The organism is Catalinimonas alkaloidigena (genome assembly GCF_900100765.1).
In the GTDB taxonomy this organism is placed as follows: domain Bacteria; phylum Bacteroidota; class Bacteroidia; order Cytophagales; family Flexibacteraceae; genus Mooreia; species Mooreia alkaloidigena.
Genome location: NZ_FNFO01000001.1, coordinates 802,490 through 825,506, shown reverse-complemented (window position 1 = coordinate 825,506; position 23,017 = coordinate 802,490). Strand labels below are relative to the sequence as shown.

General features: G+C 58.3%; 17 protein-coding genes. 10 read left to right on the top strand and 7 right to left on the bottom strand.

Annotated features, from left to right (window positions below; genetic code table 11):
• The first annotated feature begins 431 nt into the window (after positions 1–431).
• The 3 genes from BLR44_RS03180 (at position 432) to BLR44_RS03170 (ending at position 4,826) form a co-directional block, all read left to right on the top strand.
• Positions 432–2,855: an ABC transporter permease gene (locus BLR44_RS03180; RefSeq protein ID WP_089678872.1), complete on the top strand. Its 2,424-nt coding sequence runs from the start codon at positions 432–434 to the stop codon at positions 2,853–2,855.
• A 359-nt stretch (positions 2,856–3,214) separates the two neighbouring features.
• Positions 3,215–3,775, top strand: coding sequence for a hypothetical protein (locus tag BLR44_RS03175; protein ID WP_089678869.1), 561 nt, complete (start codon positions 3,215–3,217; stop codon positions 3,773–3,775).
• Positions 3,747–4,826: a hypothetical protein gene (locus BLR44_RS03170; protein ID WP_089678865.1), complete on the top strand. Its 1,080-nt coding sequence runs from the start codon at positions 3,747–3,749 to the stop codon at positions 4,824–4,826. The genes BLR44_RS03175 and BLR44_RS03170 overlap by 29 nt, the downstream gene beginning before the upstream one ends.
• Positions 4,827–4,886: 60 nt before the next feature.
• Here the strand turns inward: BLR44_RS03170 and BLR44_RS03165 are convergent, their stop codons facing one another.
• On the bottom strand, positions 4,887–5,975 hold the full coding sequence (locus BLR44_RS03165) for a hypothetical protein (RefSeq protein ID WP_143017083.1): 1,089 nt from the start codon (positions 5,973–5,975) through the stop codon (positions 4,887–4,889).
• A gap of 235 nt (positions 5,976–6,210) precedes the next feature.
• Between BLR44_RS03165 and BLR44_RS03160 the strand changes: the two genes are divergently transcribed.
• The 6 genes from BLR44_RS03160 to BLR44_RS03135 all read left to right on the top strand — a co-directional run bounded on the left by BLR44_RS03160 (position 6,211) and on the right by BLR44_RS03135 (position 14,295).
• A complete protein-coding gene (locus BLR44_RS03160) occupies positions 6,211–6,585 on the top strand; it encodes a PH domain-containing protein (RefSeq protein WP_176955878.1) in 375 nt (124 codons plus the stop codon).
• Positions 6,586–6,695: 110 nt separating this feature from the next.
• Positions 6,696–7,361 (top strand): CatB-related O-acetyltransferase, encoded by a 666-nt coding sequence (locus tag BLR44_RS03155; protein ID WP_089678858.1) that lies wholly within the window; start codon positions 6,696–6,698, stop codon positions 7,359–7,361.
• 53 nt (positions 7,362–7,414) lie between these two features.
• The gene (locus BLR44_RS03150; protein WP_143017082.1) at positions 7,415–8,287 is read left to right on the top strand and encodes an SDR family oxidoreductase; all 873 of its coding nucleotides are present in this window, start codon (positions 7,415–7,417) and stop codon (positions 8,285–8,287) included.
• 129 nt (positions 8,288–8,416) lie between these two features.
• Positions 8,417–8,875 (top strand): hypothetical protein, encoded by a 459-nt coding sequence (locus BLR44_RS03145; protein WP_089678853.1) that lies wholly within the window; start codon positions 8,417–8,419, stop codon positions 8,873–8,875.
• A gap of 651 nt (positions 8,876–9,526) precedes the next feature.
• On the top strand, positions 9,527–13,063 hold the full coding sequence (locus BLR44_RS03140) for a choice-of-anchor tandem repeat GloVer-containing protein (protein WP_089678850.1): 3,537 nt from the start codon (positions 9,527–9,529) through the stop codon (positions 13,061–13,063).
• Positions 13,064–13,206: 143 nt separating this feature from the next.
• Positions 13,207–14,295, top strand: a complete 1,089-nt coding sequence (locus BLR44_RS03135) for a DUF6687 family protein (RefSeq protein ID WP_089678847.1) — start codon at positions 13,207–13,209, stop codon at positions 14,293–14,295.
• Here the strand turns inward: BLR44_RS03135 and BLR44_RS03130 are convergent.
• From BLR44_RS03130 to BLR44_RS03110, 5 genes are all read right to left on the bottom strand, one after another.
• Positions 14,292–14,909, bottom strand: a complete 618-nt coding sequence (locus BLR44_RS03130) for a deoxynucleoside kinase (RefSeq protein WP_089678844.1) — start codon at positions 14,907–14,909, stop codon at positions 14,292–14,294. The two genes, BLR44_RS03135 and BLR44_RS03130, sit on opposite strands and share 4 nt — an antisense overlap.
• 100 nt (positions 14,910–15,009) lie before the next feature.
• Complete coding sequence (locus BLR44_RS03125) at positions 15,010–15,543, bottom strand: ankyrin repeat domain-containing protein (RefSeq protein ID WP_245705955.1); 534 nt, start codon at positions 15,541–15,543, stop codon at positions 15,010–15,012.
• On the bottom strand, positions 15,467–16,576 hold the full coding sequence (gene hemH, locus BLR44_RS03120; protein ID WP_245705954.1) for a ferrochelatase: 1,110 nt from the start codon (positions 16,574–16,576) through the stop codon (positions 15,467–15,469). The genes BLR44_RS03125 and hemH overlap by 77 nt, the downstream gene beginning before the upstream one ends.
• A 48-nt stretch (positions 16,577–16,624) precedes the next feature.
• Entirely contained in the window at positions 16,625–17,893 is a 1,269-nt protein-coding gene (locus tag BLR44_RS03115) for a glutamyl-tRNA reductase (protein WP_089678836.1), read from the bottom strand.
• Between the two features lie 72 nt (positions 17,894–17,965).
• Positions 17,966–19,480, bottom strand: coding sequence for a catalase (locus BLR44_RS03110; protein ID WP_089678833.1), 1,515 nt, complete (start codon positions 19,478–19,480; stop codon positions 17,966–17,968).
• Positions 19,481–19,587: 107 nt separating this feature from the next.
• Between BLR44_RS03110 and BLR44_RS03105 the strand changes: the two genes are divergently transcribed.
• Complete coding sequence (locus tag BLR44_RS03105) at positions 19,588–20,520, top strand: LysR substrate-binding domain-containing protein (RefSeq protein ID WP_089678830.1); 933 nt, start codon at positions 19,588–19,590, stop codon at positions 20,518–20,520.
• 167 nt (positions 20,521–20,687) lie between these two features.
• Here BLR44_RS03105 and BLR44_RS03100 read toward each other — a convergent pair whose 3' ends face one another.
• Positions 20,688–22,826, bottom strand: coding sequence for a catalase (locus BLR44_RS03100; RefSeq protein WP_089678827.1), 2,139 nt, complete (start codon positions 22,824–22,826; stop codon positions 20,688–20,690).
• Positions 22,827–23,017: the final 191 nt, after the last annotated feature.

The following is a 23,017-nucleotide window of genomic DNA, read 5'->3' as shown; positions in this document are numbered from 1 at the left end:
ATGAGAGAATGAGTGAATTGCGCGGAGCGTAAAGAAATGAGAGAATGAATGAATCACTGAATGAGTGAATAAGGCGGGGCGTAGGCCTTAACAGAGAAGGCGTCCGACGGTGGGGCCGCCTAGGTGGGGTCGCCCAGGCTTGAAAGTGAACAAAAGCGGCCGTTGGTCGACTGGGACATAACCAAAAGTGAAGTGCGAAGTCTGAGGTGCGAAGTAAAAAAGAAAGCTTTTGCTGTAACGTTTTGCTACTTCCGTTGTCTTTATCCGGAGCCCTTTCCTAGATCGCTAACGCCAACAGTCGTTGAGCTTTAAACTTTCAACTCTTCTCTCATAATTTATTTCAACAATTCACCGCTCTACCTGCAACCAAAGGCCCACCCGCAGCATCTTATGTATAACCTGCCATCCGCTTACCTGTAATCTTTCTCCTCATGCTCAAAAGTTATTTCCTCGTCGCCGTCCGCAGCCTGCTGAAGCAGCGGTTTTATTCGCTCATCAACTTATTCGGGCTGGCCATCGGCATTGCCTGTTGTCTGCTGATTTTGCAGTACGTGCGCTACGAACTGAGCTACGACGACTTCCACACGAAGAAGGAAAATCTTTACCGCGTGCAGCAGGATCGCTACGACAAAGGGGAGTTGAGCACGCAATGGGCCGCCGGCGCGTATGCAGTGGGCAACTCGTTCAAAGACGCCTTTCCAGAGGTGGAGGAGTACGTAAAAGTAGTGCCGACCGGCTCCCTCGTGGTTGGGTACGGGGAGGATAAGTTGAAGGTGGAGAAGATTTATTTCGCTTCGTCCGCCTTTTTCGAGGTGTTTTCGTATCCGCTGGTGCAGGGAAATCCGGCGACGGCACTGACCGAACCCAACACGGTTGTGCTATCGGCCTCAACGGCACGGAACATTTTTGGCGACGAAGATCCGCTGGGGAAAACCGTGCGGCTGAACGAAGAAGTGGATGCCAAGGTAACGGGCGTGTACGCCGATCTGCCCGCCAACACACACCTGAAGTTCGACATGCTGCGTTCGTACGCAACCTTCGTGCAACAGGTCGGCCCCGACAACAATCCCGACGAAGCCTGGATGTGGGACGGCTGCATGACCTACCTACTGCTGCAACCCGGCACCGACCCCAAAGCCCTGGAAGCCAAGTTTTCGGATTACGTGGAAGCGAATATCGGCGAGGATCTGGCGCAGTACGACGCCGACGCGGTGTACCTGCTGCAACCGCTCCCCGACATCCACCTCTATTCACACTACATGATGGAGGCCGAGCCGAACGGCGACGGCACCGCCACCTACCTGCTGCTGGGCATCGCCTTTTTCATCATCATCATCGCCTGGGTCAACTACATCAACCTCGCCACCGCTCGCGCCATGAACCGCGCCAAGGAGGTCGGCATCCGCAAGTCGGTGGGGTCGCTGCGTTCGCAACTGATCCAGCAGTTTCTGATGGAATCGGCCGTGTTGAACGCGCTGGCCGTCGTGCTGGCGATTCTGCTGGTGGTGGTTGCCCTGCCCGCCTTCAACCGAATCTCCGGGCAAGAGCTTTCGTTTTCGTTATTGAGCACCCCGCTATTCTGGGTGTCGCTGCTGGCGCTCTACCTGGTCGGGGCGTTTCTGTCGGGTTTGTATCCGGCGTTTGTTCTGTCGGCCTTCAACCCGGCAACGGTGCTGAAGGGCTCCATGAAAACGTCGCACCGGGGCAACCGCCTGCGGCAGGGGCTGGTCGTCCTGCAATTTGCCGCCTCGCTGTTTCTGCTGATCGGGACGCTGGCCGTGTTCCGGCAGATTTCCTTCATGCGGGATCAGGACCTGGGCATCAACATCGACCAGACGCTCGTGATTCAGGCACCCATCATCCGCAGCCGTCAGGACTCCATCTACGTAGGCGACAAGCAGGCCTTTAAACAGGAAATGCTGCGCTACCCCGCGATCCGGAGCATCACGGCGTCCAGTGCGGTGCCCGGTGGCGCGGTGGGCTGGAATGCGGGTGGCATCCGCCTGAAAGGACAGGACGCGAGCGACAGCAAACAGTACCGGGTGATCGCCGTCGACTACGATTTCCTCGACGCCTACGGACTCAAACTCCTGGCCGGCCGGAAATTTGGAGAAGAATACGGCAACGATCCCGGCACCGTCGTTTTCAGCCGGACGGGCGTGCAGCAACTAGGTTTCGACAACCCGGACGACGCTTTGAATAAAGAGATTGAGTTCTGGGGCGCGACCTACACAGTCGTCGGCGTGGTGGACGATTTTCACCAGGAATCACTACGCGAAACCTACGAGCCGCTCATCTTCCGCTGCATCCCCGGCGTCCACGGGGCCTTTTCGGTGAAAGTGGCGACCAGCAACCTGCAGGAAACCATCGCGCACCTGCATGCGGGATGGGATCAGATTTTCCCCGGCAATCCGTTCGAGTATTACTTTCTGGACGACCACTTCGACGCGCAGTACCGGGCTGACCAGCGCTTCGGGCAAGTCTTCGGCGTGTTCACCGGGTTAGCCATTTTCGTGGCCTGCCTCGGGTTGTTCGGACTTGCGTCGTTCACCACCGCGCAACGCACGAAAGAAATCGGGGTCCGCAAGGTGCTGGGGGCTTCCGTCCCGCAGATTCTCCAGCTCCTCTACCGCGACTTTGTCAAACTCGTCCTGGTCGCCTTCGTACTGGCCGTCCCCCTCGCCTACTTCGCCATGCACCAGTGGCTGCAACACTTCGCCTTCCGGATCGGCATCAGCTGGTGGCTGTTTGCGCTGCCGTGCGTCCTGGTCGTGCTCATCGCCATCCTGACCGTCAGTTTTCAGTCGATCAAAGCGGCCGTAGCCAATCCGGTACATTCACTCAGGAGTGAATAAGCGCATAGAGTAGCGCGCTTGGCGCGAAGGGCGGGGAAGTTTGCCCCGCGAAAGAATTGATCCTCAAAGCGCCCGATAACCGCTAGCCTATCGCTGTAACATCACTTCGGCGAATAGTTAGCGGTTATCGGGCGCCTTATCATGCGCAATCGGAAACGGGTTGGTAGATTCGCACTCGCAAGCACCGGCGTAGAAACCGTGGCGGTGCCTGGCTTGCATAACCTAATTTTGTATATTGTACATTCCTAGAGGCCCTGTGCCCGTAAAGTGGACCGTCAGAACCTAATCTTTTCAGCGATCACTCCTCTTTTCAGGCATCTGTATCCAACTCAACATCAACCCATTAACCGGCAACACCTATGATTTCCAAAAAAGGAAAAAAGCGCTATGCCATCCTGGTGATTGTTCTTTTCCTGCTTCCCAATCTGTTTGTGGTGGTCACGGGGCTGGAGAGCTACCCCTTTACCTGCGCCCCCATGTTCGGGCACTACATCGGAGACGGCACCGAATTTTATGCGTTCCGTTACATCGGCGAGACGCCCGCCGCCGCCGAAGTTGACCTTCCGTTAAACCTCGGGAAACGTGACCTGGTGCCTTCGGGCCGGTACTTCTTCTCCAAAGTATACGGTTCGTGCTACGACTACTCGCCGTTCGGCAGCCGCCCGAACGACAGTCCGGCCAAGCTTGAAGAGCGCCTGTCGTCTTACTTCACGGCCTATACCGAGGCGCTTCCGATCGCTGACACCAGCACGACCTACGACCTGAAGTCGATTCGGCTGGAGGTCTGGAGACTGGACGAAGCCCGCAATCCGGTCGAAAAACGGGTGGTGGGTACGTACGACGTCAACGCTAAAAAATTCACTCACACCTACACGCCCAACCTGGAAGCCCATGAATACCTGGAAGGAACGACTCTCTAATTACTTCTTCAGCGAAACGCGCGTCAATACGCTAGGCATCCTCCGCTTCTTTCTGTGCATCGGGATTGTTCGTCAGGTCTACGCCCGCTCGCGGAACATGCTCAACCTGGAGTTGACCGACGGCACGTACGACCTGCCGCCCATTGCGCACCTGCTGCCCTTCCCTTCCATCGAAAATGCCGCGCAGTTCGAGATTTTCTACCTGCTTCTAACCGCGTCGCTGTTCATGGCGGCGGTGGGGTTTCTGACGCGTTTCAATCTGATTTTCAGTGGATTGGGCTCTATTTACGTAAGTGCGATTCTGTACAGCGTCGGGTTTTTCGATCACGAAATGGCCCCCATCAGTCAGATCCTATTGATTCTGGCCTTTGCACCCGGCTCACTGAGTTTTTCGGTCGACCGCCTGCTGCTTTACTTCTTCAAGAAAGACGTGCGTCAGAAAACCGATGTGCTCACCTACTTTGCCGACATGCACGCGTCGCTGTGGGGAAAGCGCCTGATTCTGCTGCTGCTGGCGGTCGTTTACCTTTCGGCTGGACTTTCCAAATTCCGGTACACGGGTTTTAAATGGCTCGATGGACAGACCCTCGGCTACTACCTGTCGGAAGAACCCCGCGCCGCCAACGAAGACCGGCAGCTTTTCTACGGGCAGAATACCATTACCGAAGAGCACAAGTGGAAGGACGGCTTCGGGATGCACGCCCACACGTACGGTAACTACCAGACCAGTAATTTCTGGAACGAGGTCGGGCTGTACTTGTCCGATCATCCGTTCCTGATGATGCTCCTGTCGATCATGGCCGTCTCGACCGAACTGGCCCTGTTTTTCATCATCCTGGGCAAATGGTACCAGAACGCGCTGCTGGTGCTGGCGTACATGCTGCATACGGGCATCGGGCTGCTGATGGGGCTCGACTTCGGGACGTATCGCATTCTGATCATTTTCCTCCTCGACTGGGAGTTGATTTTCGACTTTGTCCTGAAGAAATCGGCCCTGGCCCGGCGAACGTTCGAAGGCCTGGTCAGTCTCAAACTCAAGTACTTCAGTTAACAAAAAGGGGAGGTTGCACCGCGCAGCCTCCCCTTTTTCGTGAGGTATTCCTGCACGATTTTATGCTTTGCGCAGTTGCCGCCAGGTGTGCGTGGAGCCGGGATTGGGATCGAAGCTCGGATCTTCGGACCCGACAACGTCGCCCCGCTCGTTCATAAACACGACCGCGTCGGTACTGCGGTGGTAAATGTAGTTTCCCTGTGTGCTGTTGGGGTCCTGGTAGGCAGTTTCGCCGCCGAGTTCGTTGCGCCAGCGTTCCTGTTCGGTCATGCCCGGTGCGCCGGGTTGCTGACGACGTTGGTCCAGTTCCATCTTCCAGGCCAGGTCGGCATTCTGCCGGTCGCGCTGGTCCTGGTAATAGCCTTTCAGTTGTTCCTGGAAATTCACTTCGTTCTGTAGCTTGGCCCGCCACGCGTCGATTTTGGCACCGTGCTGTGTATTGAGTTGTTGCACGATCTGGTTGAACAGCGACTGCCACTGCGGATTGTGCTGCACGGAGCGCGCCATGTGCCAGCACGTTGCCCGGATCGGGTCCAGTTGCCCGCGCAAGGCCCGGAAGCAGAACAGGCGCGCAAAGCCCCAGTTGATCTGCACACTCGTGCCGCCCCCGGCCTGCTGCTGCGTTTTCACGCCATAAAACTCCTCCTCAAATGCATGGCCGTTTTCTTCGTAGTCGAGGCGTACCCCGACGCTTTCGCTCGGAGCCTGGAGAAGGGCCGTGTCGTTCAACACCTGGGGCAGATGCGGCATGGGCTGCACGCCGAGGATGCGGAGGTTGGGCCGGTTGCCGCGGTATTTGGCGACGATGAGCCGCGTCATGGCATCGGCAGCCGGCATCGGTGGCATGCACGTCAGGCCGTATTTGCGCTGGCCTGCGGCCTCGAATCCGTAATTGGGCTCCAGCCAGTAAAAGGCTTCGACGGGCAAAAACTCAAAGGAAGCCCCGCTGGCAGGATGGTTGGCCGACGCATAGGCCCAGACGGGCATCGCGCTGTCCTGAAAATTCCAATGGACCTGGCTTTGCGCACGCCACTCCTGCGGGTACTCAAAGATCGACACCACCATGCCCTGGTGGTGCGGATCGGTGATCTGGTGCCGGGCCATCCGCTGCGCGAAGGGCGGAGGAGCCCCTGTGGTGTGGTGATTCATGGTGGTTAACGGCATGATGGACGAGCGGGTCACGGAAGAAGGACCCGTGGTCGGGGAAGGTCGGTTGTCAGACAAGATAAAAAAAAGGCACACGTGCGCGGCAGTCGCACACAACTATTTTCCGCACGCGGCGGCGCACGCCTCGGCTTTGCTGCGGCACGGTCAGGCACTCCGGTTCCGGTCTAACCTTGTATATTCGCATTTGCCCGACTCACCCTTCTAACGTCGTTACGCCATGGGAATTTTCGATCGCCTGATGGGCCACGCCAGTGAAGTTTCGCCGGAGAAAATTGCGCAGCAGTTTACCCCGATTCTGGTCGAAGGCGAGTACCTGGAAAAAGCCTTTCGGCTGGTGCGCGACTTGTTTGTGTTCACCAACAAGCGTTTGATTCTGGTCGACAAGCAGGGCCTGAGCGGCTCGAAGGTGTCGTACCAGTCGATTCCTTACCACAGCATCACCCGTTTTTTCAAAGAAAGCACGGGGCTGATGGACCTGGATGCGGAATTGAAAATTTGGATTCGTGGCGAGGCCGCACCGATTCAGAAAGAATTCCGCAAAAACAAGCACGTGAACGACGTTTACCTGCTGCTGAGCAAATACACGCTGTAACGAACCGAAGACGCACCCGCGCGGGCCGTTATCAGGGTAGCCCGTTGCACGCCGGGGGCGAGTAGGTCGGCGCGGCCCTGTGAACGTTCATCTCTATCCCCTGCTCCCTCATGCACGGACCCGATCCTCACCAACCCTTTCCGCTGGCGGGCTACGACCGCCTCTGTTTTCTGAAAAACGTGATCCAGAGCCCGCAGATCGAGGTGGGCGAGTATACGTATTACGACGATTTCGAGACGGTCGCCAACTTCGAGAAGCACGTCCGCTACCGGTTTGAGTTTACGGGCGATACGCTACGCATCGGAAAATTCTGTATGATCGCCTCGGGCGTAGAGTTTATCATGAACGGGGCCAACCACCTGTCGGAGGCCGTTTCGGCGTATCCGTTTGCGGTGTTCGGCCACGGCTGGGAACACGCCATGGCGGGCAAAAACTACCCTACAAAAGGCGATACCGTCATCGGGCACGACGTCTGGATCGGCTACCGGGCCCTGATTCTGCCGGGCGTCACCATCGGCAACGGGTCCATCGTGGCGGCCGGGGCGGTTGTGACGCGCGACGTACCTCCCTACAGTCTGGTGGGGGGTAACCCGGCCCGCCTGATTCGCCCCCGCTTTGCGCCCGAACTCATAGCGCTGTTGCAGGCACTGCAGTGGTGGCACTGGCCCGCGGAGCGCATCACCCGTCACGTGCAGGAACTGACCGATCCGCCCAGCGAAACCGCGCTCCAGGCGTTGTTGCAGAAATACGGGCACGCGCCCGAAGACACGCCGTAACATAGGCGCAAACCCGTGGTTTCTGAGTAGATTTGCCAACGTCCATCACCCTCATGAAAAAAGTACTTCTGGCTGGCGCTTCGGGTCATTTAGGCCTTAAAATTGCGCAGGAACTCAAGCAACGTAACTACTACGTTCGCGCCCTGATCCGCACCCCCGAGAAGGCCCCGCTGGTCAGTCCCTATGCCGACGAAGTGGTGGTGGCGGACGTAACGCGCCCGGAAACACTCCGGCAGGTAGGCGAAGGGATGGACGTCGTGATTTCGGCCCTCGGGCGCACCGTCGGGATTCAACAGCCGGAAACCAAGGGCTACTGGGACATCGATTACCAGGGCAACCTGCATTTGCTGCGGGCGCTGGAATCCGCTCCCGTTCAGAAGTTTATCTACATATCGGCGTTCGGTGCCGAACACTTCCCCAACCTTCGGTACTTCAAAGCGCACCAGGCTTTTGCCGACGAACTCAGCAAGTCGGGCCTGCCCTACACCATCATCAAACCGCCCGCGCTGTTTTCCGCATTCCGCGAAATGCTCGACATGGCGCAGCACCGTCCGCTGGCGTACCTCGGCAACGGCCGGCAACGCACCAATCCCATCTGGGAGGGCGACCTGGCCCGCATCTGTGTCGACGCCATCTCCGATACCAAAAAGGTGATTGAGGCCGGCGGCGATACGGTATACACCCGCCGGGAAATCATTCAGAAAATCAGCCTGGCCGCCGGTGCCAAGCCGCCGCGTTCCATTCCGTTCTGGGCCGTACGCCCGCTGCTGTGGGTGCTGCGTTTTTCCAACCGGAATCTGCACGACACGGCCGCCTTCTACGTCGCCGTATCGCGCCATGACCTGATTGCCCCACGTCGGGGCACGCATCCGCTGGAAGAGTACCTGGTCCATTGCGTGAACCGGGGCAAAACCATCCGCGCCTAAACCCTCGTTTTGAGGACGGAACCCCGTTCCGTTTGAGTGCTTTTGCAAGCGTCGCTTTTTTACAACAAAGCGCGGAGCACCACCCGCTACCTTTGTTTTACAAAACCAGCAACAAACGCATTAGCACGCATGAAAATCAATTTTGCTTTAAGCGCTTTTTTAGGCATAGCCCTGTTCGCCTCCTGCGAGAAGAAGGACGATCCGGCCGCCGCCAACCGTACGGAATTGATTAGCGAAAAACAGTGGATTTTGACCGCCGTCACGGTCGACCCGGCCCTGCCCCTCAACGGCACTCTGGTCACCAACTGGTACGCGCAAATGGACGAATGCGACAAAGACGACATCGCTATTTTCCGTAAAAACGGCGTCTACGAGTTCAACGAGGGGGCTTCCAAGTGTGATCCGAACGCTCCGCAAACCGCCCAAACCACCTGGTCGTTCAACAGCACGGAAACGGTCGTGACGGTCGGCAGCAGCAGCTTTACCCTGGTGGAGTTGACAAAAGATAAAATCATCGACACACGGGTGCATACCATCAACGGCATCAACTATACGTTCACGGAAACGTGGGGTATCAAACCTAGCTAGTCGTGTAATCTTGAGTAGAGTAAGTGACTAAAAAGGCTGGCCGTTTGTGCTGGTCTTTTTAGTTTTATAAGGTCTATTTCCTCAACACCAACGGCATTGATGCGCCGTCACTTTTTGAGACGAACCGCAACGTTCGTTACGCTCCCCACCCGCCCCTTCCGCTGCATTGGGTTTCCCTACCGTGAAACAGCCACGCCGCTGGCACGGAGCCTGTCGGAGAATTCTTCGAAGCGCCTCTGAATGGGCAAGACCGAGCCGCGCCTCCCCGGCGGGGCGCTGTTGTCTGCCTACCTCCCATGTTCGAGTTTTTCATTCTTTTTTCAATCCATCACAACTAGTTAAATATCAGTTATTTATGACATAACATTACCCGTATTGCCCAAAGCAATTGCCCTTAATACTAGTGAGGTCTGTTCTGCACGCAACGAAACCCGCACGGCCCCGTACCCCATAAGAATAGAACTCTTTCAATATTTTTTAAAATATTGTAAACCAGGGGTCTGCAACGCTGCAATGGCACGAGGGGATTGCAGTCCGTTACGGGCCAGCGAGTCGTTTCTATTTTTTCACGAGTATCCTTCATTCTACCGCCTGACGGACCGAACGAAGGCCAACCGCGCTTTTTATGTTTCACTTCTATAACTCCTTTCCATGTTTCTTTCTCCTAGCTCTTGGATGGCGAAGGCTATCTTCGGAACGAGCGTGCTCTTCGCCAGTACGTTTCTTCCGCTCACAGCGCACGCGCAAGACCGTCTTTACGGCACCACCACCGACGGAGGTCAGGGGGCGGGCACGCTCTTCTCCTCTAACACGGATGGTTCTGATTTCCGGGTAGAATATGCTTTTCCCGACCTGGGGTCCCGCCCCGCAGATCGCCCCGTTCAAGCCAGCAACCACCTCTTCTACAGCGTCACCACGCTGGGCGGGAACGACGACCTGGGCACCATCGTTCGGACCTCTGCAGCCGGTGATCCGACGCTTTTGCATGCCTTCGCGCCCGCAGAAGGGCAAGCAGCAACCGGCCTGACCGAGGGCGGGGACGGTGCACTGTACGGCATGACGAAAACGGCCTTCTACCGCATCACGTTCGACGGCAGCTTCTCGGTTCAACGCACCTTTACGCCAGAAGAGGGCCTTACCCCCCACGGGAGCCTGATTGTAGGCGACGATGGTTATTTCTACGGCTCCGCCAGCGAAGGGGGTGCCTACGGCCTGGGAACGCTGTTTCGCCTGCGGCCGGACGGTTCGGGGTTTGAGAAGCTCCACGACATGACTGCCGACCAGGGAGGACGCCCGGTTGGTAGCCTGTTCGCCTTGGACGGATACCTCTACGGCGCAGCACGGGGTACTGGCGTCAATGGGTCGGCGGCCTCTGACGGCAGTGTATTTCGCCTGAAATTCGACGGCACGGCTTTCGAAGTGCTTCATACCCTGGAAGCTCAACTGGAGCAGCTTCCCATCGGAGGCCTGGTGCAGGCAGCCAACGGTTACCTGTACGGCGTGTTGGACGAAACCTCCACCTTCGACCACGAGTACATTATCTATAAACTGCTTCCAGACGGCACTGCGTATACCACCCTTGCGTCCCCATCCAGCATTGACAACTACTCCGCCGATGTAGGCCAGTCGATTATGAAGTCCCTTACGCCGGGACCGGATGGCCTTCTGTACGGTTTCATCGAAAATCTCGACGCGTATGATCAGGGGGGAGAAATTGCCTTCTTCCGTCTTGAGAGCAACGACACCTTTACGGTACTCAGTAACGACGCTTACCCTGTGTTTGCACCGGTCGGCAGCCTCGCACGCGGGAACGACGGTTATCTGTATGGCTTGAGTGATACGTATCTGTACGCGGGGCCCGTTCGAGTACCGGGCGCTTTGTTTCGCATCAGCACGTCGGTGGCACCACCCGAAGAAGTGCATCTGCTGGGGGCACACAACGGTGCCAATGGCGATGCCCTCACCCTTACCCTGGTGGGTGAGTATCTGTACGGTGCCTGCCGGGAAGGGGGCCGCGCACAGGGCGGCACCTTGTTTCGTTTTCACCTCCCCACGCGGACGTTTGAGAAACTGCACGAGTTTACAGGTGCCAGCACTCACCCCGGCGGCAAGCTAGCCATTGTTGATGACCAGCTTTATGGCATTGTGGCACGCGGTCCCGCCCGAGACCTCAGCTCGTTTGGGCATGCCATCTCTTTGTATCATGTTGACCTGGACGGCAGCAATTTTGTTGAAATTCAAGACGTTTTCGAACTCAACGACCTTACCGAATCGACTCAAGTGCCCTGGACGGGTCTCATTTTCGGTTCCGACGGGTCATTTTACATTCCCAACGGAGGACTTCTCGATCCGGTTTACGGCTATCCATCGAGCATTGTAAAAGCTTCGTTGGCGGGAAGCTCCGCGGAAGAAATTGCTACCTTTTCGTACGACCGTGAGACCTACGTCGACAGTGGCGAATTAACAGCACCCGAGGGGTTTGAGCCCCACGAGTTGCTTGAAGGCAGCGACGGTTTTCTGTATGCCCTGATGAACCTGGGTGGAGAAAATTACGACCCTGAAGCCTTTCAGCAACGCAACGGAACAATTGTGAAAGTTGCCAAAGATGGCAGCCTCAAGCAGGTACTCCACAGCTTCAACACGACTGACGGCGACGGACCGGTTGGCGGGCTGATCGAAGGACCCGGCAACACGCTGTACGGCATGACCCGAGGCGGTGGCACCAACCACCTGGGCACGGTCTTCTCCATCAAGACGGACGGCTCCGGCTTTCAGAAGCTCTACGATTTCTCCGCCACCAGCGGCGGCGCACCGGTCGGGAGTCTGAGCCTGGGCAGCGACGGCTACCTCTACGGTATGGCCCGCGAAGAAGGCAGCTACGACTACGGTACCTTATTCCGCCTGATGACCGATGGGTCCGGTTTCCAAAAACTGCACGATTTTACCTTGGCCGAGGGCATTTTGCCCCAGGGCGCCTTGGTGCTGACGGGCGATGACGCTACTCCAGACGTGACGCTGGCGTTCGAAGCGGAATGTGCGGAGGCCGGTGCACACTGGCTTACCAGCAACAGCACCATGGCTTCCAACGGTGCCTATGCGTACGGCAACGCCTCGCACTTCAGTCCTACGAATCAGCCTCAAGACCGCCTCCGCTTTACCGTCAACACGTCTACGGCGGATGCCTATACGCTGACGGCGCGGGTCAGAGCCATCGGCTCGGGGCGTAACTCCTTCTGGGTGCGCCTTAACGACGGGGCGTGGCAGCGCTGGGACCTGCCCGTCGGCAACGACTACCAGTGGGTAGAACTTCCGTTCAGTGGTACCACCCTGGCCAGTGGTTTGAATACCCTTGACCTTGAGTTCCGTGAGGCCTACACCCAGTTCGACAAGCTGGTCGTTACCAATGCAGCGGCCCCTGCCGGACTGGGACCTGAGGCAACGAACTGCAACACACCCGCTCCGGTAGCGTTTTCGGTTTACTATGAGGCCGAGTGCGCAGAGGTAGGCGACAGCTGGGTCACCAGCAGCAGCACGTTGGCCGCCCACGATGCGTATGTGTACGGCCCTGCGTCCCACTATGCCGCCACGGGGCAGGCCGCTGACCGCGTCCGCTTTCGCTTCGATGCCCCCCAAGCCGACGACTATACGCTCTCTGCGCGAGTCAGAGCCATTGGTTCGGGGCGTAACTCGTTCTGGGTGCGCCTTAACGACGGGGCGTGGCAGCGCTGGGACCTGCCCGTCGGCAACGACTACCAGTGGGTAGAACTTCCGTTCAGCGGCAGCCCCCTAAGCAAAGGATCTCATACCCTCGACGTGGAATTCCGCGAATCGTATACCCAGCTTGACCAGATTTTCATTACCAATACGAACGAAGTGCCACTTGGCAAAGGCACGTCCCCTTCCACTTGCGCTCCCCCCAGCACCCGCCTGAGTCCTGACCAGCGTGTGGCGGTGGGCGTTTATCCCAACCCTACGCGCGGACGTTTCACGCTTTCGGCGGCGGAAATGGACCTGAGCCAGGCTCAAATTCAGGTAACCACGCTGGAGGGACGCCTTCTGCCGCAGGTTCCGGTAAAGAATCAGGGCGCAGCCTGTGAAATTGATCTGAGCGGTCAACCGAGTGGGGTGTACCTGATCAAAACGATCACGCCGGACCAAACCCTCACGCAAAAAGTTGTGAAGTACTAAAAGATCATTGGGCCCGCGGTGGCGGGCTGTTTTGAGTATATTGTTTAGTGACGCGCTCCCGGATTGGCCGGGAGCGCGTCTTTCTTGTATCTCACTGTAGCAGTAGCACCGGAACTGTCCGCCCCGGCCGCTAGTTTTGCCGCATGCAACGCTCGTTTCTTCCTTTCGCGGAGCTGGCGCACCAGCCCGCTCTCGTGGTCGACAGTCTGTACCCGAACTTGCCCACCTTTTCGCACTGGCGTGGTGCCCCGACGCCCGAGGCGGTCCGCGACGACACCAGTGGCGGCTGTGTGCTTCGGGCGCTGACCCGCACGCCCGAACTGCTTCGCCTGCCTTACGTCACGGCCAACCACTTCGACATCGACGGCTTTGTGGGCGTCTGGAGTCTGCTCCATCCCGAAGCGGCGCTGGCCGCGCAGGACCGGCTGCTCGACATGGCCCGCATCGGCGACTTCCGGGAACTGAACCTGGACCGCCCGGCCGCCCGGGCGGCGTTGCCACTGGTTTGCTGGATCAACGAACGCGAGACGGCGCTGTTCTACCCACCCTTCGCCGCCGGGGGCCGCGAGGCCGTAGCGTCGGTGCCTAAGTTCACGTTTTTTAACGAGGCGTTTGAGGAGGTGCTACGGCAGCCGGAAATGTTTCGCGACCATTGGGGACCGGAGCACGACACCGTTCTGCAGGATGCGGCCCTGGTCCGCCAGCACGCCGATGCCATCGTCCGCTATCCGGAGTTGGGCCTGGTGGTGCTGCGCCTGCCCCGCCCCGTTCACTACTATGCCCTGTTTGGCGTCACCGAAGGGTTCGACATGGTGCTGGCGCAGTATCCTGACCAGCGGTACGAACTGGAATACAAGTACACGACGTGGATCGATCTGGCCTCCCGCCCCACCCTTCCCCGCCTGCACCTACAACCGTTGGTCGAGCGCCTCAACGCCCTCGAACGGGGGCCCTTGCCCTGGCATGCGGAACCGATCACCGACACCGGCCCCATCCTGCGCCTCGATGCCCGGTCGTTGCCCAAGCCCCAGCGCTACGGACACCCTACGGAGCGCCCGATCCACACGTCGTCGATTCCGCCGCACGAACTGGAGCAGCAGGTGGTTGCCTACTTCCGGGAATACTACGCCGGAGTGCAGGCGCGCTGGCGCTGGACCTGGCACGAGATCCGCACGTTAAACCAGCAGATTTTCGGTAAAAAGGCCGACCGCGGAGCCCTACCCAAAGCCTAAGAAACAATCCGGCCGAGCGTGGCTTCTACCTGATGGAGCACATACTGATGGTCGGCTGCATCGTGCAGAAAGTCGCGTTCGTTCACGTCGAGCACCAGCAACGGGCTGTGTGTGTACTCCGCAATCCACGCTTCGTACAACTGATTCAGGCTCTGCAGGTATTCGTCGGGGATGTTGTGTTCGTACGCCCGGCCCCGCCGCCGTATTCCGTCGTGCAGGCGCGGCATGCCGGCCCGCAGGTAGATCAGCAGATCGGGCGGCGTCACAAACTCCAGCATCGAGCGGTAAAGCCCTTCGTACGTCTGGTAATCGCGTTCGGTCATCAGCCCTTCCTGCCGCAGGTTCCGGGCAAAAATGTGGGCGTCTTCGTAAATCGTGCGGTCCTGAATCACCGACTCCGCACTGCGCTGGATTTCGAGCATCTGCCGAAACCGGCTGTTCAGGAAGTAGATCTGCAGCGGGAACGACCAGCGTAGCATGTCGTCGTAAAAATCCTCAAGGTAAGGATTGTACTGCGTGGCTTCCACGAGCGGCGTCCACCCGAAGTGGTCGGCCAGCAGTTGCGTGAGCGTTGTTTTTCCCGCTCCGATGTTTCCGGCAATGGCAATGTGCATAGGGCTTACTACGCAAATTTCCCCGTGCTGGATCAGTCCGTCGCCGATTTTTAGAACTTCTCCCGGAACCTCTACTCGCGTTGCCGATCCGTACCGTTCTCTACTCGTCGGGGGGCGTCAGAAGTTCGACCATCTCGGCTAGCCCCTGCAGTTGAGCGTGTTCCAGAGGCGTTTTCCCACGGTCGTCGGGCAAGGAAGGATCGGCACCAGCCGCCAGCAGCAGGCGGGCAATCTCGACCTGACCGAACGTCGCCGCAAAGGTCAGCGCGGTAGCCCCGTGGAAGTTCTGCTGATTGACCGGGGCGTCGGCCGCCAGCAGGGTTTCGACCTGATGCCGGTAGCCCCGAAAGCACGCTCCCATCAGCGCCGTATTGCCCGACCGGTCCTGCGCCTCGGGGCGCGCCTGATGCGCCAGCAGAAACTCGACGGCTTCGGGCTGATCGTTGTACACCGCCAGAATCAAGGGCGTATAGCCGTGGCTGTCGCTGCTGTTGAGCGTGTCGGCACGCAGGTCGTAGAGTTGCCGCAGGGTGGACACATCGCCGTTTCGGCTGGCCTCAAAAACGTCGTAAGGGGGTTGCGCCCACACCGGTGTCACCGTGAGCAGCACCGAAAAAAGCATCAGGAATTTCATGGTTTTCCAATTTCTCATTCAACATGTGGTAAATGGCGTCGACCCAGGCTTCGCTGTCGTTCAGGCTTTCGGTATAGTGGAACGTTGTGCCGCCTTCCTCCAAAAACAGATCGTTGTACTCTTCTCCGATCTCCAGCACCGTTTCGAGACAATCGGCCACAAACGACGGCGCGACCACCAGCAGGTGGTTGACCCCTCGCCGGCGGAGCGCGCGAATGGTTTGGTCGGTGTAGGGTTGAATCCAGGGATCTTTGCCCAGGCGGCTCTGGAACGCGGTGGTGTAGTGGGCGACGGACAGCCCGACCTGCCGGGCGATCAGCTCCGAAGTACGAAAGCAGGCCGAGCGATAGCAGTAGCGGCGGTGGGCGGAGTGGGGTCCACAGTCGCACGCTGGCCAGGCGCACTGCGCGGCATTTTCCTCTTGCAGGCGCTGCAGGTGCCGTTCGGGAATGCCGTGGTAGCTGAACAGGACGTGGTCGGGTTGATAGCGCTGCAGATCGTGCGCCACCTTGTCGGCAAAAGCCCGGATGTAGCGTGGATCGTCGTGGTACGCATTGATAAATTCGACCGAGGGAATCACGTGCCAGTCTGCCATGTGGCGCATTACCTCTTCGGCCACCGAGCCGGTCGTAGCTGACGCGTACTGAGGAAACAACGGAAACACCAGAATCCGGTCGACGTTCTGCGCGCGTAGTGCCTGGAGCGCCGCCGCCAGGGAGGGATTCTGATAGCGCATGCCCAGGGCCACCACCACGGGCTGCCCGGCGAAACGGGCTTGTAGCGTTTTGACCAGGCGACGGCCGTACACCCGCAGCGGCGCGCCTTCGTCCATCCAGAGTTTCCGGTACTCGCGTGCTACTTTGGGCGCCCGGAACGGCACAATCACGCCTTTCACCAGCAGCGCTCTTTGCACCGCAGGCAGGTCGATCACCCGGGGGTCCATCAAAAACTCGGTGAGGTATTTTTTTACGTCGCGCGTTGCGGGCGAATCAGGCGTACCCAGATTCACCACCAAAATGCCTGTCTTTTTCATAGCCATTGTATCAGCATCAAGAGGTTACAAAATAGGCTGTTGCACGGGTCACGGTTCCGGCTCCGCCGGGGACGAGGCTCCGAAGGCGGCCTCAAGCCACGCCATCGTGCGTTCCGGAAGGGCGTCTGCCGGAGCCGCCTGCATGGCCGTAGCAGTTTTCTTCAACAGCCGCCGGGCTACCTGTTCCAGCAGCTGCTCGGCTTCGTCGGCGTCCAGTTTGTGCGGTACACTCGCGGTCAGCGCCTCGGCCACCGCCGCCCGGATGTGGTGTTTGTAAGAAGCGAGAAATGCGCGGGTACGGGCCTTTTGCAGCCAGGCCGTGTAGGCGGCTACTTCGTCTTTGATGAGTACCTCGACCTGCTCCACCGCTGCTTTGCGGTGCTGATCAGCCTGTGCGATCTGTTCCGTTACGGCATCGAGGTCGTGCAGCCGTATGTGTTCGTGGAAGCGCAGCTTCCGGTCCACGTTGCCGGGCATGGCCAGGTCGACCACCACCGTTTTTCCGGCGACCCGCACACCGGACCCGATCAGCTCTTTCCGGTGGCTGACGGCGGTAATGATGGCATCGAACGCCGTAAAATCCTGGTCCTCCACGTTTTTCCAGGCCCAACAGGTCAGTCCCTGCTGCGCCCCCAGGGCCAGGGCCGTATCTGTGGTGCGGTTGCTGATGGCACAACTCCCGAAAGCAAACTTGGGCAGGTACTTGACCACCTGCCGAGCGATGTCGCCCGCGCCGACGATCAGCAGCTGCTTGTGAGGTAACTGGCCTTTACCAAACTCCTGTTCGATCAGTTGCAGGGCCCTGTAGGCCGTGGAGCGCGAGCCCTGGCGGAACGCCGTTTCGTTGGAGACCCGCTTGTAGCAACGGTGCAACGCCTGGATGGCCCGTTCCAGCAGCGAGCCCTGCCGTTGCTGAGCACAGGCGTCCTGGTACGCTTCTTTGATCTGGGCCAGAATCTGGTCGTCGCCCACCACGGCCGAACGCAACCCATTGCCCACCTGCAGCAGGTGCAGGACGGTATCGGCCGTGCGGTCACTGTGCTGAAACAACCCTCGTTCCCACACCACATCGGCCCCGGCATCCACCCACCTGATGAAGAAGTCGCGCAGGTCGTCACTTTGCGTTGCGGCCGACTCGAAATAAAGTTCGGTGCGGTTGCAGGTCGCCAGCAGCATCAGGCTGCTTACGTCGCCAAAGTGCGCACAGAGCGCTGCACTGAGCCGCCGCCGGTCGTCGGCCGTCAGGTGGTAGCGTTCGCGGTCCTTGAGGGAAGCGGTAAAGTGGGAGATACTGATGTAGCGTAAGGCTCGTTTCACAGTTGGTCAGCGTTGTTTGGTAAAAACCGGGAGGGCCGCCGTGCGACGCCCTCCCGTACCCCGCAAGAGGCGTTAGTGGCTCATGAAGTCTTTCATGCCGAAGCCCAGGTTTTGGGCCAGCGCCATGCCCAGCTTCCGATCCGCACGGTAGAAATGCGTGATCATTTTCTTCTGCACCTCTTTGCTCGTGACCATCGCCAAATCGCCGGTCAGGTTACGAATCAGGTGCTCCTGATCTTCTTTGGACAGCGCTTTGAAGAACTCGCCCGCCTGCTTGTAATCGTTGGTTTTCGCAATTTTCTTCTGCGTGATGGTGACGTCCTTCAGCTTGGTCTCCGTGTATTTGTAAGCCGGAGTCTCCTGCACCGGTGTGTAGTTACTGGGCTGGTAGTTGACATCCGGATGCGGAAATTCATCGTTGCGGGCGCTGGCGTAGCTGTCTGAGTTGTAATTGACTACCTTTTCTTTGGGCTTGTTTACCTCAATTTGCAGGTAGTTGGGCCCCAGCCGGTGGCGGTGGGTATCGAAATACGAGAACAGACGCCCCTGCAACAGTTTGTCTTCGGAGGGCTCCACTCCGGGAATGAGCGAACCCGGCGAGAACGCCAGCGATTCCACTTCCTGGAAGTAATTGACCGGATTGCGGTTGAGCGTCATCGTACCGACTTTAACCAGCGGAATCTGATCTTCCGGCCAGTGTTTGGTAGCATCCAGAGGCCAGAAGTCGAAGCTGTCCAGTGCGTCGGGCGAAATCATCTGTACGTAAAGATCCCACTGAGGGTACTGGCCTGCCTCAATGTCGCTGCGCAGGGCCGCGGTCGCGTGCTGCCAGTCTTTTCCCTGCTGGGCGGCGGCCTCTTCGGCCGTGAAGTTTCGGACGCCCTGCCGGGTTTTCCAGGTGTATTTCACGTACGTCACCTTGCCCTGGCTGTTCACCCACTTGAAGCCGTGCACACTGCTGCCGTCCATATACTGGTAGCCCGCCGGAATGCCGAGGTCGGAATACAACCGCGTCAGCATGTGGGTCGCCTCAGGCACGTTGGAAAAGAAATCGAAAAAGCGACCGGGATCTTGTTTGTTGGTGACCGGCGAAGGCTTCAGCGAATGCACCATGTCGGGAAACTTGATGGCATCGCGGATGAAGAACACCGGCAGGTTGTTGCCGACAATGTCGTAATTGCCCAGCTCGGTGTAAAATTTAACGGCGAAGCCACGCGGATCGCGCGCCGTTTCGGGCGACCCGTGCCCGTGAATCACCGTCGAGAAACGCACGGCTACTTCGGTTTTCTTGCCCGGCTGTTGAAAAGGAGCCGCCTGGGTATAGGCCGACATGTCGGCGGTGGCTTCAAAGTAGCCGAACGCTCCGGCCCCGCGTGCGTGCACGACCCGCTCCGGAATGCGCTCACGGTCGAAGGCGGCCAGTTTCTCGATCAGATGGATGTCTTCCAGCAGCACCGGGCCGTTTTCCCCGACGGTCTTCGAGTTCTGGTTGTCGCCGACCGGGGCCCCGGTATTGGTGGTCAGGCCCTGTCCCAAGGCCCATAGGGAGAGAAAGGAAAAAGCAAGCGATAATGTGATTTTACTCATGCGTTTACAGTTAGTTGGGACGCAAAGGTGAAACGCACGCCATCATTTATCAAATTGATATTTACCTCACCAGTATTTAAAAAATAAATATCCAGTACCTTTGCTGCATGACGCTCCAACAGTTACAATACGTGGTGGCCCTCGACACCCACCGGCACTTTGTCACCGCGGCGGAAAGCTGCTTCGTCGCGCAGCCCACCCTCACCCTGCAGGTCAAAAAGCTGGAAGAAGAGATCGGCCTCAGCCTGTTCGATCGCTCGTCGCAACCCCTGGTGCCCACCCCCATGGGCGAAAAATTCATTGCGAAGGCCCGCCAGGTACTGCGCGAAGCCGAAGGACTCAAAGCGATGGTGAATCAGGAAAAAAATCTGATGGAAGGCACGTTTCGGCTGGGGGTGATTCCTACCCTGGCGCCTTACCTGTTGCCCCGCTTTCTGCACGAATTCAGCGAAAACTATCCTGCCATCCGTCTCGAAATCAAGGAGATGCAAAGCGAAGATTTGCTCAGAGCGATTGAAGAGGACGTGATCGACGTAGGCCTGCTGGTGACGCCCACGTTTCAGAAACACATTCGGGAAATTCCGCTTTTCTACGAGCCCTTTCTGATTTACGCACACAAAGACAGCCCCATTCTAACGCGGGAGGAGCTACAATCCGAAGGGTTTAACGAAAAAGGCCTCTGGTTGCTGGAAAAAGGGCACTGCTTCCGCAATCAGGTTTTGAACATTTGCAGCCAGGCCGACCTGCTCTACGCCTCGGAACAGATCACGTTTCAGACCGGCTCGATCGAGACCCTGAAAAACATCATCCAGAGTCACTCGGGCTATACCCTGATTCCTGAACTGGCCGTCAACAAACAGACTGACGCCAAGTTTGTCCGACGGTTTGCAGAGCCTCAGCCAGCGCGCGAGGTGAGTCTGGCCGTTCATCATAGCTTTACCAAGGAGACGTTTCTTTCGGAACTCAGGTCCGCGATTCTGACCACTATTCCGAACCACTTCCGAAAAAACGGCCGTTTCATCACGGTCAAATGGCGCTAGGGAGATGTGCCCCGCGCACACGCGCCGATGCCACGCCGGGCCGAACACAGGTGGTACCGTTGCGCCTTGGACAAACGCTACACCATAAAGAATGCGCTCTCTGTTGAGCGGTAGCCTGTACCTACTCAGCAGAGAGCGCAATCCGGTAATCTGTTCGGATTTAGAACCTAGACGGCGTGCACTTTACTGGCCCGTTCCCAGAACCGTACCTGACGGCAGGCTTCCACAAATTTTGTGGTATCGGCACCGTCTTTCAGGGCGATGCAGGCTTCGTCCAGACTGTCGGCGATGCAGGCTTTTTCCAGCAGCGGCATGGCGCTTTCCACGTAGCCGATAAACTTCATGTGCGCGAAGGCATCCGCCACAAAATCGCGGGCCGTCGACTCCATCGACAACAGCTTGGCCCCCTCTTTCGAAGGCAGAAGCACGACGGCATCGTACAACACAGAAGGTCCGCCGTTGATCTTTTGCTTGGCTTCGACCCAGGTGCCGTCGCTGGCGGTAACTCCGCCCACTTTCGGAGCGATGATTTCGAGCAACGCGCCTTCCTCTTTAACAGCTTTTTTCAGGGCCTGCAACAGCGCCATGTCTGAGCCGTCGGTAAGCACGACGCCGATCTTACGACCTTTGAAGCTGTTCGGGCTGTTCTTCAGGATGCTCAGTGCGGGCGATTCTTTCAGATCCTTGCGGGTAGGTTTGGCCGCTTCGGCGGGTTTGGGCAGTTGCTTGAGGCCCAGGCCGTCGCCTACCTGTTGTGCCAGTTCCTCGTCGATGTTCAGGAGGTGCGAAACGATTCGCATCCGGATGGCCGGGGTTTCTACCTTGCTCAACTCGAAAATCAGGGCACGGGCAATGTGGTCTTGCTCCACCGGCGTCTGGCTTATGTAAAACTGACGGGCCTGGCTGTAGTGGTCGGCAAAGCTTTCGGGCCGGATGCGCAGCTTGGGCCCCGACTCCTCGGCGGGATACGAATGATACCCTTTGGGCGACTCGCGCGGACCGCCCTGCGCGCCCCAGGAATTGGGCTCGTAGTTGGCACGGCCCTTCGGGTTGGTCATCGCCATGTGTCCGTCCTGCTGGAAGTTGAGGAACGGGCATTTGGGCGCATTGATCGGAATGTGCGTGAAGTTGGGACCACCCAGGCGTTTGAGTTGCGTATCCAGGTACGAGAAGTTACGCCCCTGCAACAACGGATCGTTTGTAAAGTCGATACCCGGCACGATGTTTTGCGTACAGAACGCAACCTGTTCGGTTTCGGCGAAGAAGTTATCCACGCAGCGGTCGAGCACGAGGCGGCCTACGCGGCGTACCGGCACCACCTCTTCGGGAATGAGCTTGGTGGCATCCAGCACGTCGAAGTCGAACTTCTCGGCGAAGTCCTCGTCGAACAACTGCAGCCCCAGTTCCCACTCGGGATAGTCGCCCATTTTGATGGCGTCCCACAAGTCGCGGCGGTGAAAATCCGGATCGGCACCGTTGATTTTCAGGGCCTCGTTCCAGACCACCGACTGCATGCCCAACTTCGGCTTCCAGTGGAATTTAACAAACGTAGACTTGCCCTCGGCGTTCACCAGGCGGAACGTATGCACCCCGAATCCTTCCATGAACCGGAACGAGCGGGGAATGGTCCGGTCGGACATGATCCACATGATCATGTGCATGCTTTCGGGCATCAGAGAGGCAAAATCCCAAAAATTGTCGTGGGCCGTCTGGGCCTGCGGAAAGCCGCGATCCGGCTCCTGTTTGGCGGCGTGGATCAGGTCCGGAAACTTGATGGCATCCTGAATGAAAAACACCGGAATGTTATTGCCGACAATGTCCCAGTTGCCTTCTTTGGTGTACAGTTTTACGGCAAATCCCCTGACGTCGCGGGCCAGGTCGGCCGAGCCTTTGTTGCCGGCCACGGTAGAGAAGCGGACAAACGCCGGCGTTTTTTCACCGGGCCGCTGAAAAATGTCGGCCGATGTGATGTCGGACAGCGACTCGTACAGTTCGAAATACCCGTGCGCGCCGTAGCCCCGGGCGTGAACGACCCGCTCCGGAATGCGCTCGTGGTCGAAGTGGAAGATTTTCTCCCGGAAGTGGAAATCTTCCAGGGCCGTCGGGCCGCGCGACCCGACTTTGAGTGAGTTCTGATCGTCAGCCACCGGTACCCCTTGTTGGGTGGTCAGCACCGGGGTGCCGTTGCCGGCGACCTGGTGGGTTTCGCCCCCTTCGCCCAGGGTCACCTGTTGGTCGGCAAATTGGGCACTCTGACGCTTTTGGCCGTTTGAGTTGTGCTGAGACGCAGCTTTTCCGTTTTCCATAAAAAATAATAATGAGAGGTAAAGATTAGAGTAAGGTCTCGTTATACAGCCACCGCCACCCTCGGGCGGGCAATGCATACACTAGTCCCCTTCTCCCGTCTTAACGAGGAGGTTAAAAAATGGTTGAGCAATTCCGGAGCGGGGGCGAACCCGAGGCGCAAAAGTCTGCGAAGTAGTCGGTGAGGCGGCTC

Bases quoted from the DNA above. Each gene is read 5' to 3' on its own strand.
- BLR44_RS03180 (WP_089678872.1), top strand. From the start codon at position 432: ATGCTCAAAAGTTATTTCCTCGTCGCCGTCCGCAGCCTGCTGAAGCAG.
- BLR44_RS03175 (WP_089678869.1), top strand. From the start codon at position 3,215: ATGATTTCCAAAAAAGGAAAAAAGCGCTATGCCATCCTGGTGATTGTT.
- BLR44_RS03170 (WP_089678865.1), top strand. From the start codon at position 3,747: ATGAATACCTGGAAGGAACGACTCTCTAATTACTTCTTCAGCGAAACG.
- BLR44_RS03165 (WP_143017083.1), bottom strand. From the start codon at position 5,975: ATGAATCACCACACCACAGGGGCTCCTCCGCCCTTCGCGCAGCGGATG.
- BLR44_RS03160 (WP_176955878.1), top strand. From the start codon at position 6,211: ATGGGAATTTTCGATCGCCTGATGGGCCACGCCAGTGAAGTTTCGCCG.
- BLR44_RS03155 (WP_089678858.1), top strand. From the start codon at position 6,696: ATGCACGGACCCGATCCTCACCAACCCTTTCCGCTGGCGGGCTACGAC.
- BLR44_RS03150 (WP_143017082.1), top strand. From the start codon at position 7,415: ATGAAAAAAGTACTTCTGGCTGGCGCTTCGGGTCATTTAGGCCTTAAA.
- BLR44_RS03145 (WP_089678853.1), top strand. From the start codon at position 8,417: ATGAAAATCAATTTTGCTTTAAGCGCTTTTTTAGGCATAGCCCTGTTC.
- BLR44_RS03140 (WP_089678850.1), top strand. From the start codon at position 9,527: ATGTTTCTTTCTCCTAGCTCTTGGATGGCGAAGGCTATCTTCGGAACG.
- BLR44_RS03135 (WP_089678847.1), top strand. From the start codon at position 13,207: ATGCAACGCTCGTTTCTTCCTTTCGCGGAGCTGGCGCACCAGCCCGCT.
- BLR44_RS03130 (WP_089678844.1), bottom strand. From the start codon at position 14,909: ATGCACATTGCCATTGCCGGAAACATCGGAGCGGGAAAAACAACGCTC.
- BLR44_RS03125 (WP_245705955.1), bottom strand. From the start codon at position 15,543: ATGAAATTCCTGATGCTTTTTTCGGTGCTGCTCACGGTGACACCGGTG.
- hemH (WP_245705954.1), bottom strand. From the start codon at position 16,576: ATGAAAAAGACAGGCATTTTGGTGGTGAATCTGGGTACGCCTGATTCG.
- BLR44_RS03110 (WP_089678833.1), bottom strand. From the start codon at position 19,480: ATGAGTAAAATCACATTATCGCTTGCTTTTTCCTTTCTCTCCCTATGG.
- BLR44_RS03105 (WP_089678830.1), top strand. From the start codon at position 19,588: ATGACGCTCCAACAGTTACAATACGTGGTGGCCCTCGACACCCACCGG.
- BLR44_RS03100 (WP_089678827.1), bottom strand. From the start codon at position 22,826: ATGGAAAACGGAAAAGCTGCGTCTCAGCACAACTCAAACGGCCAAAAG.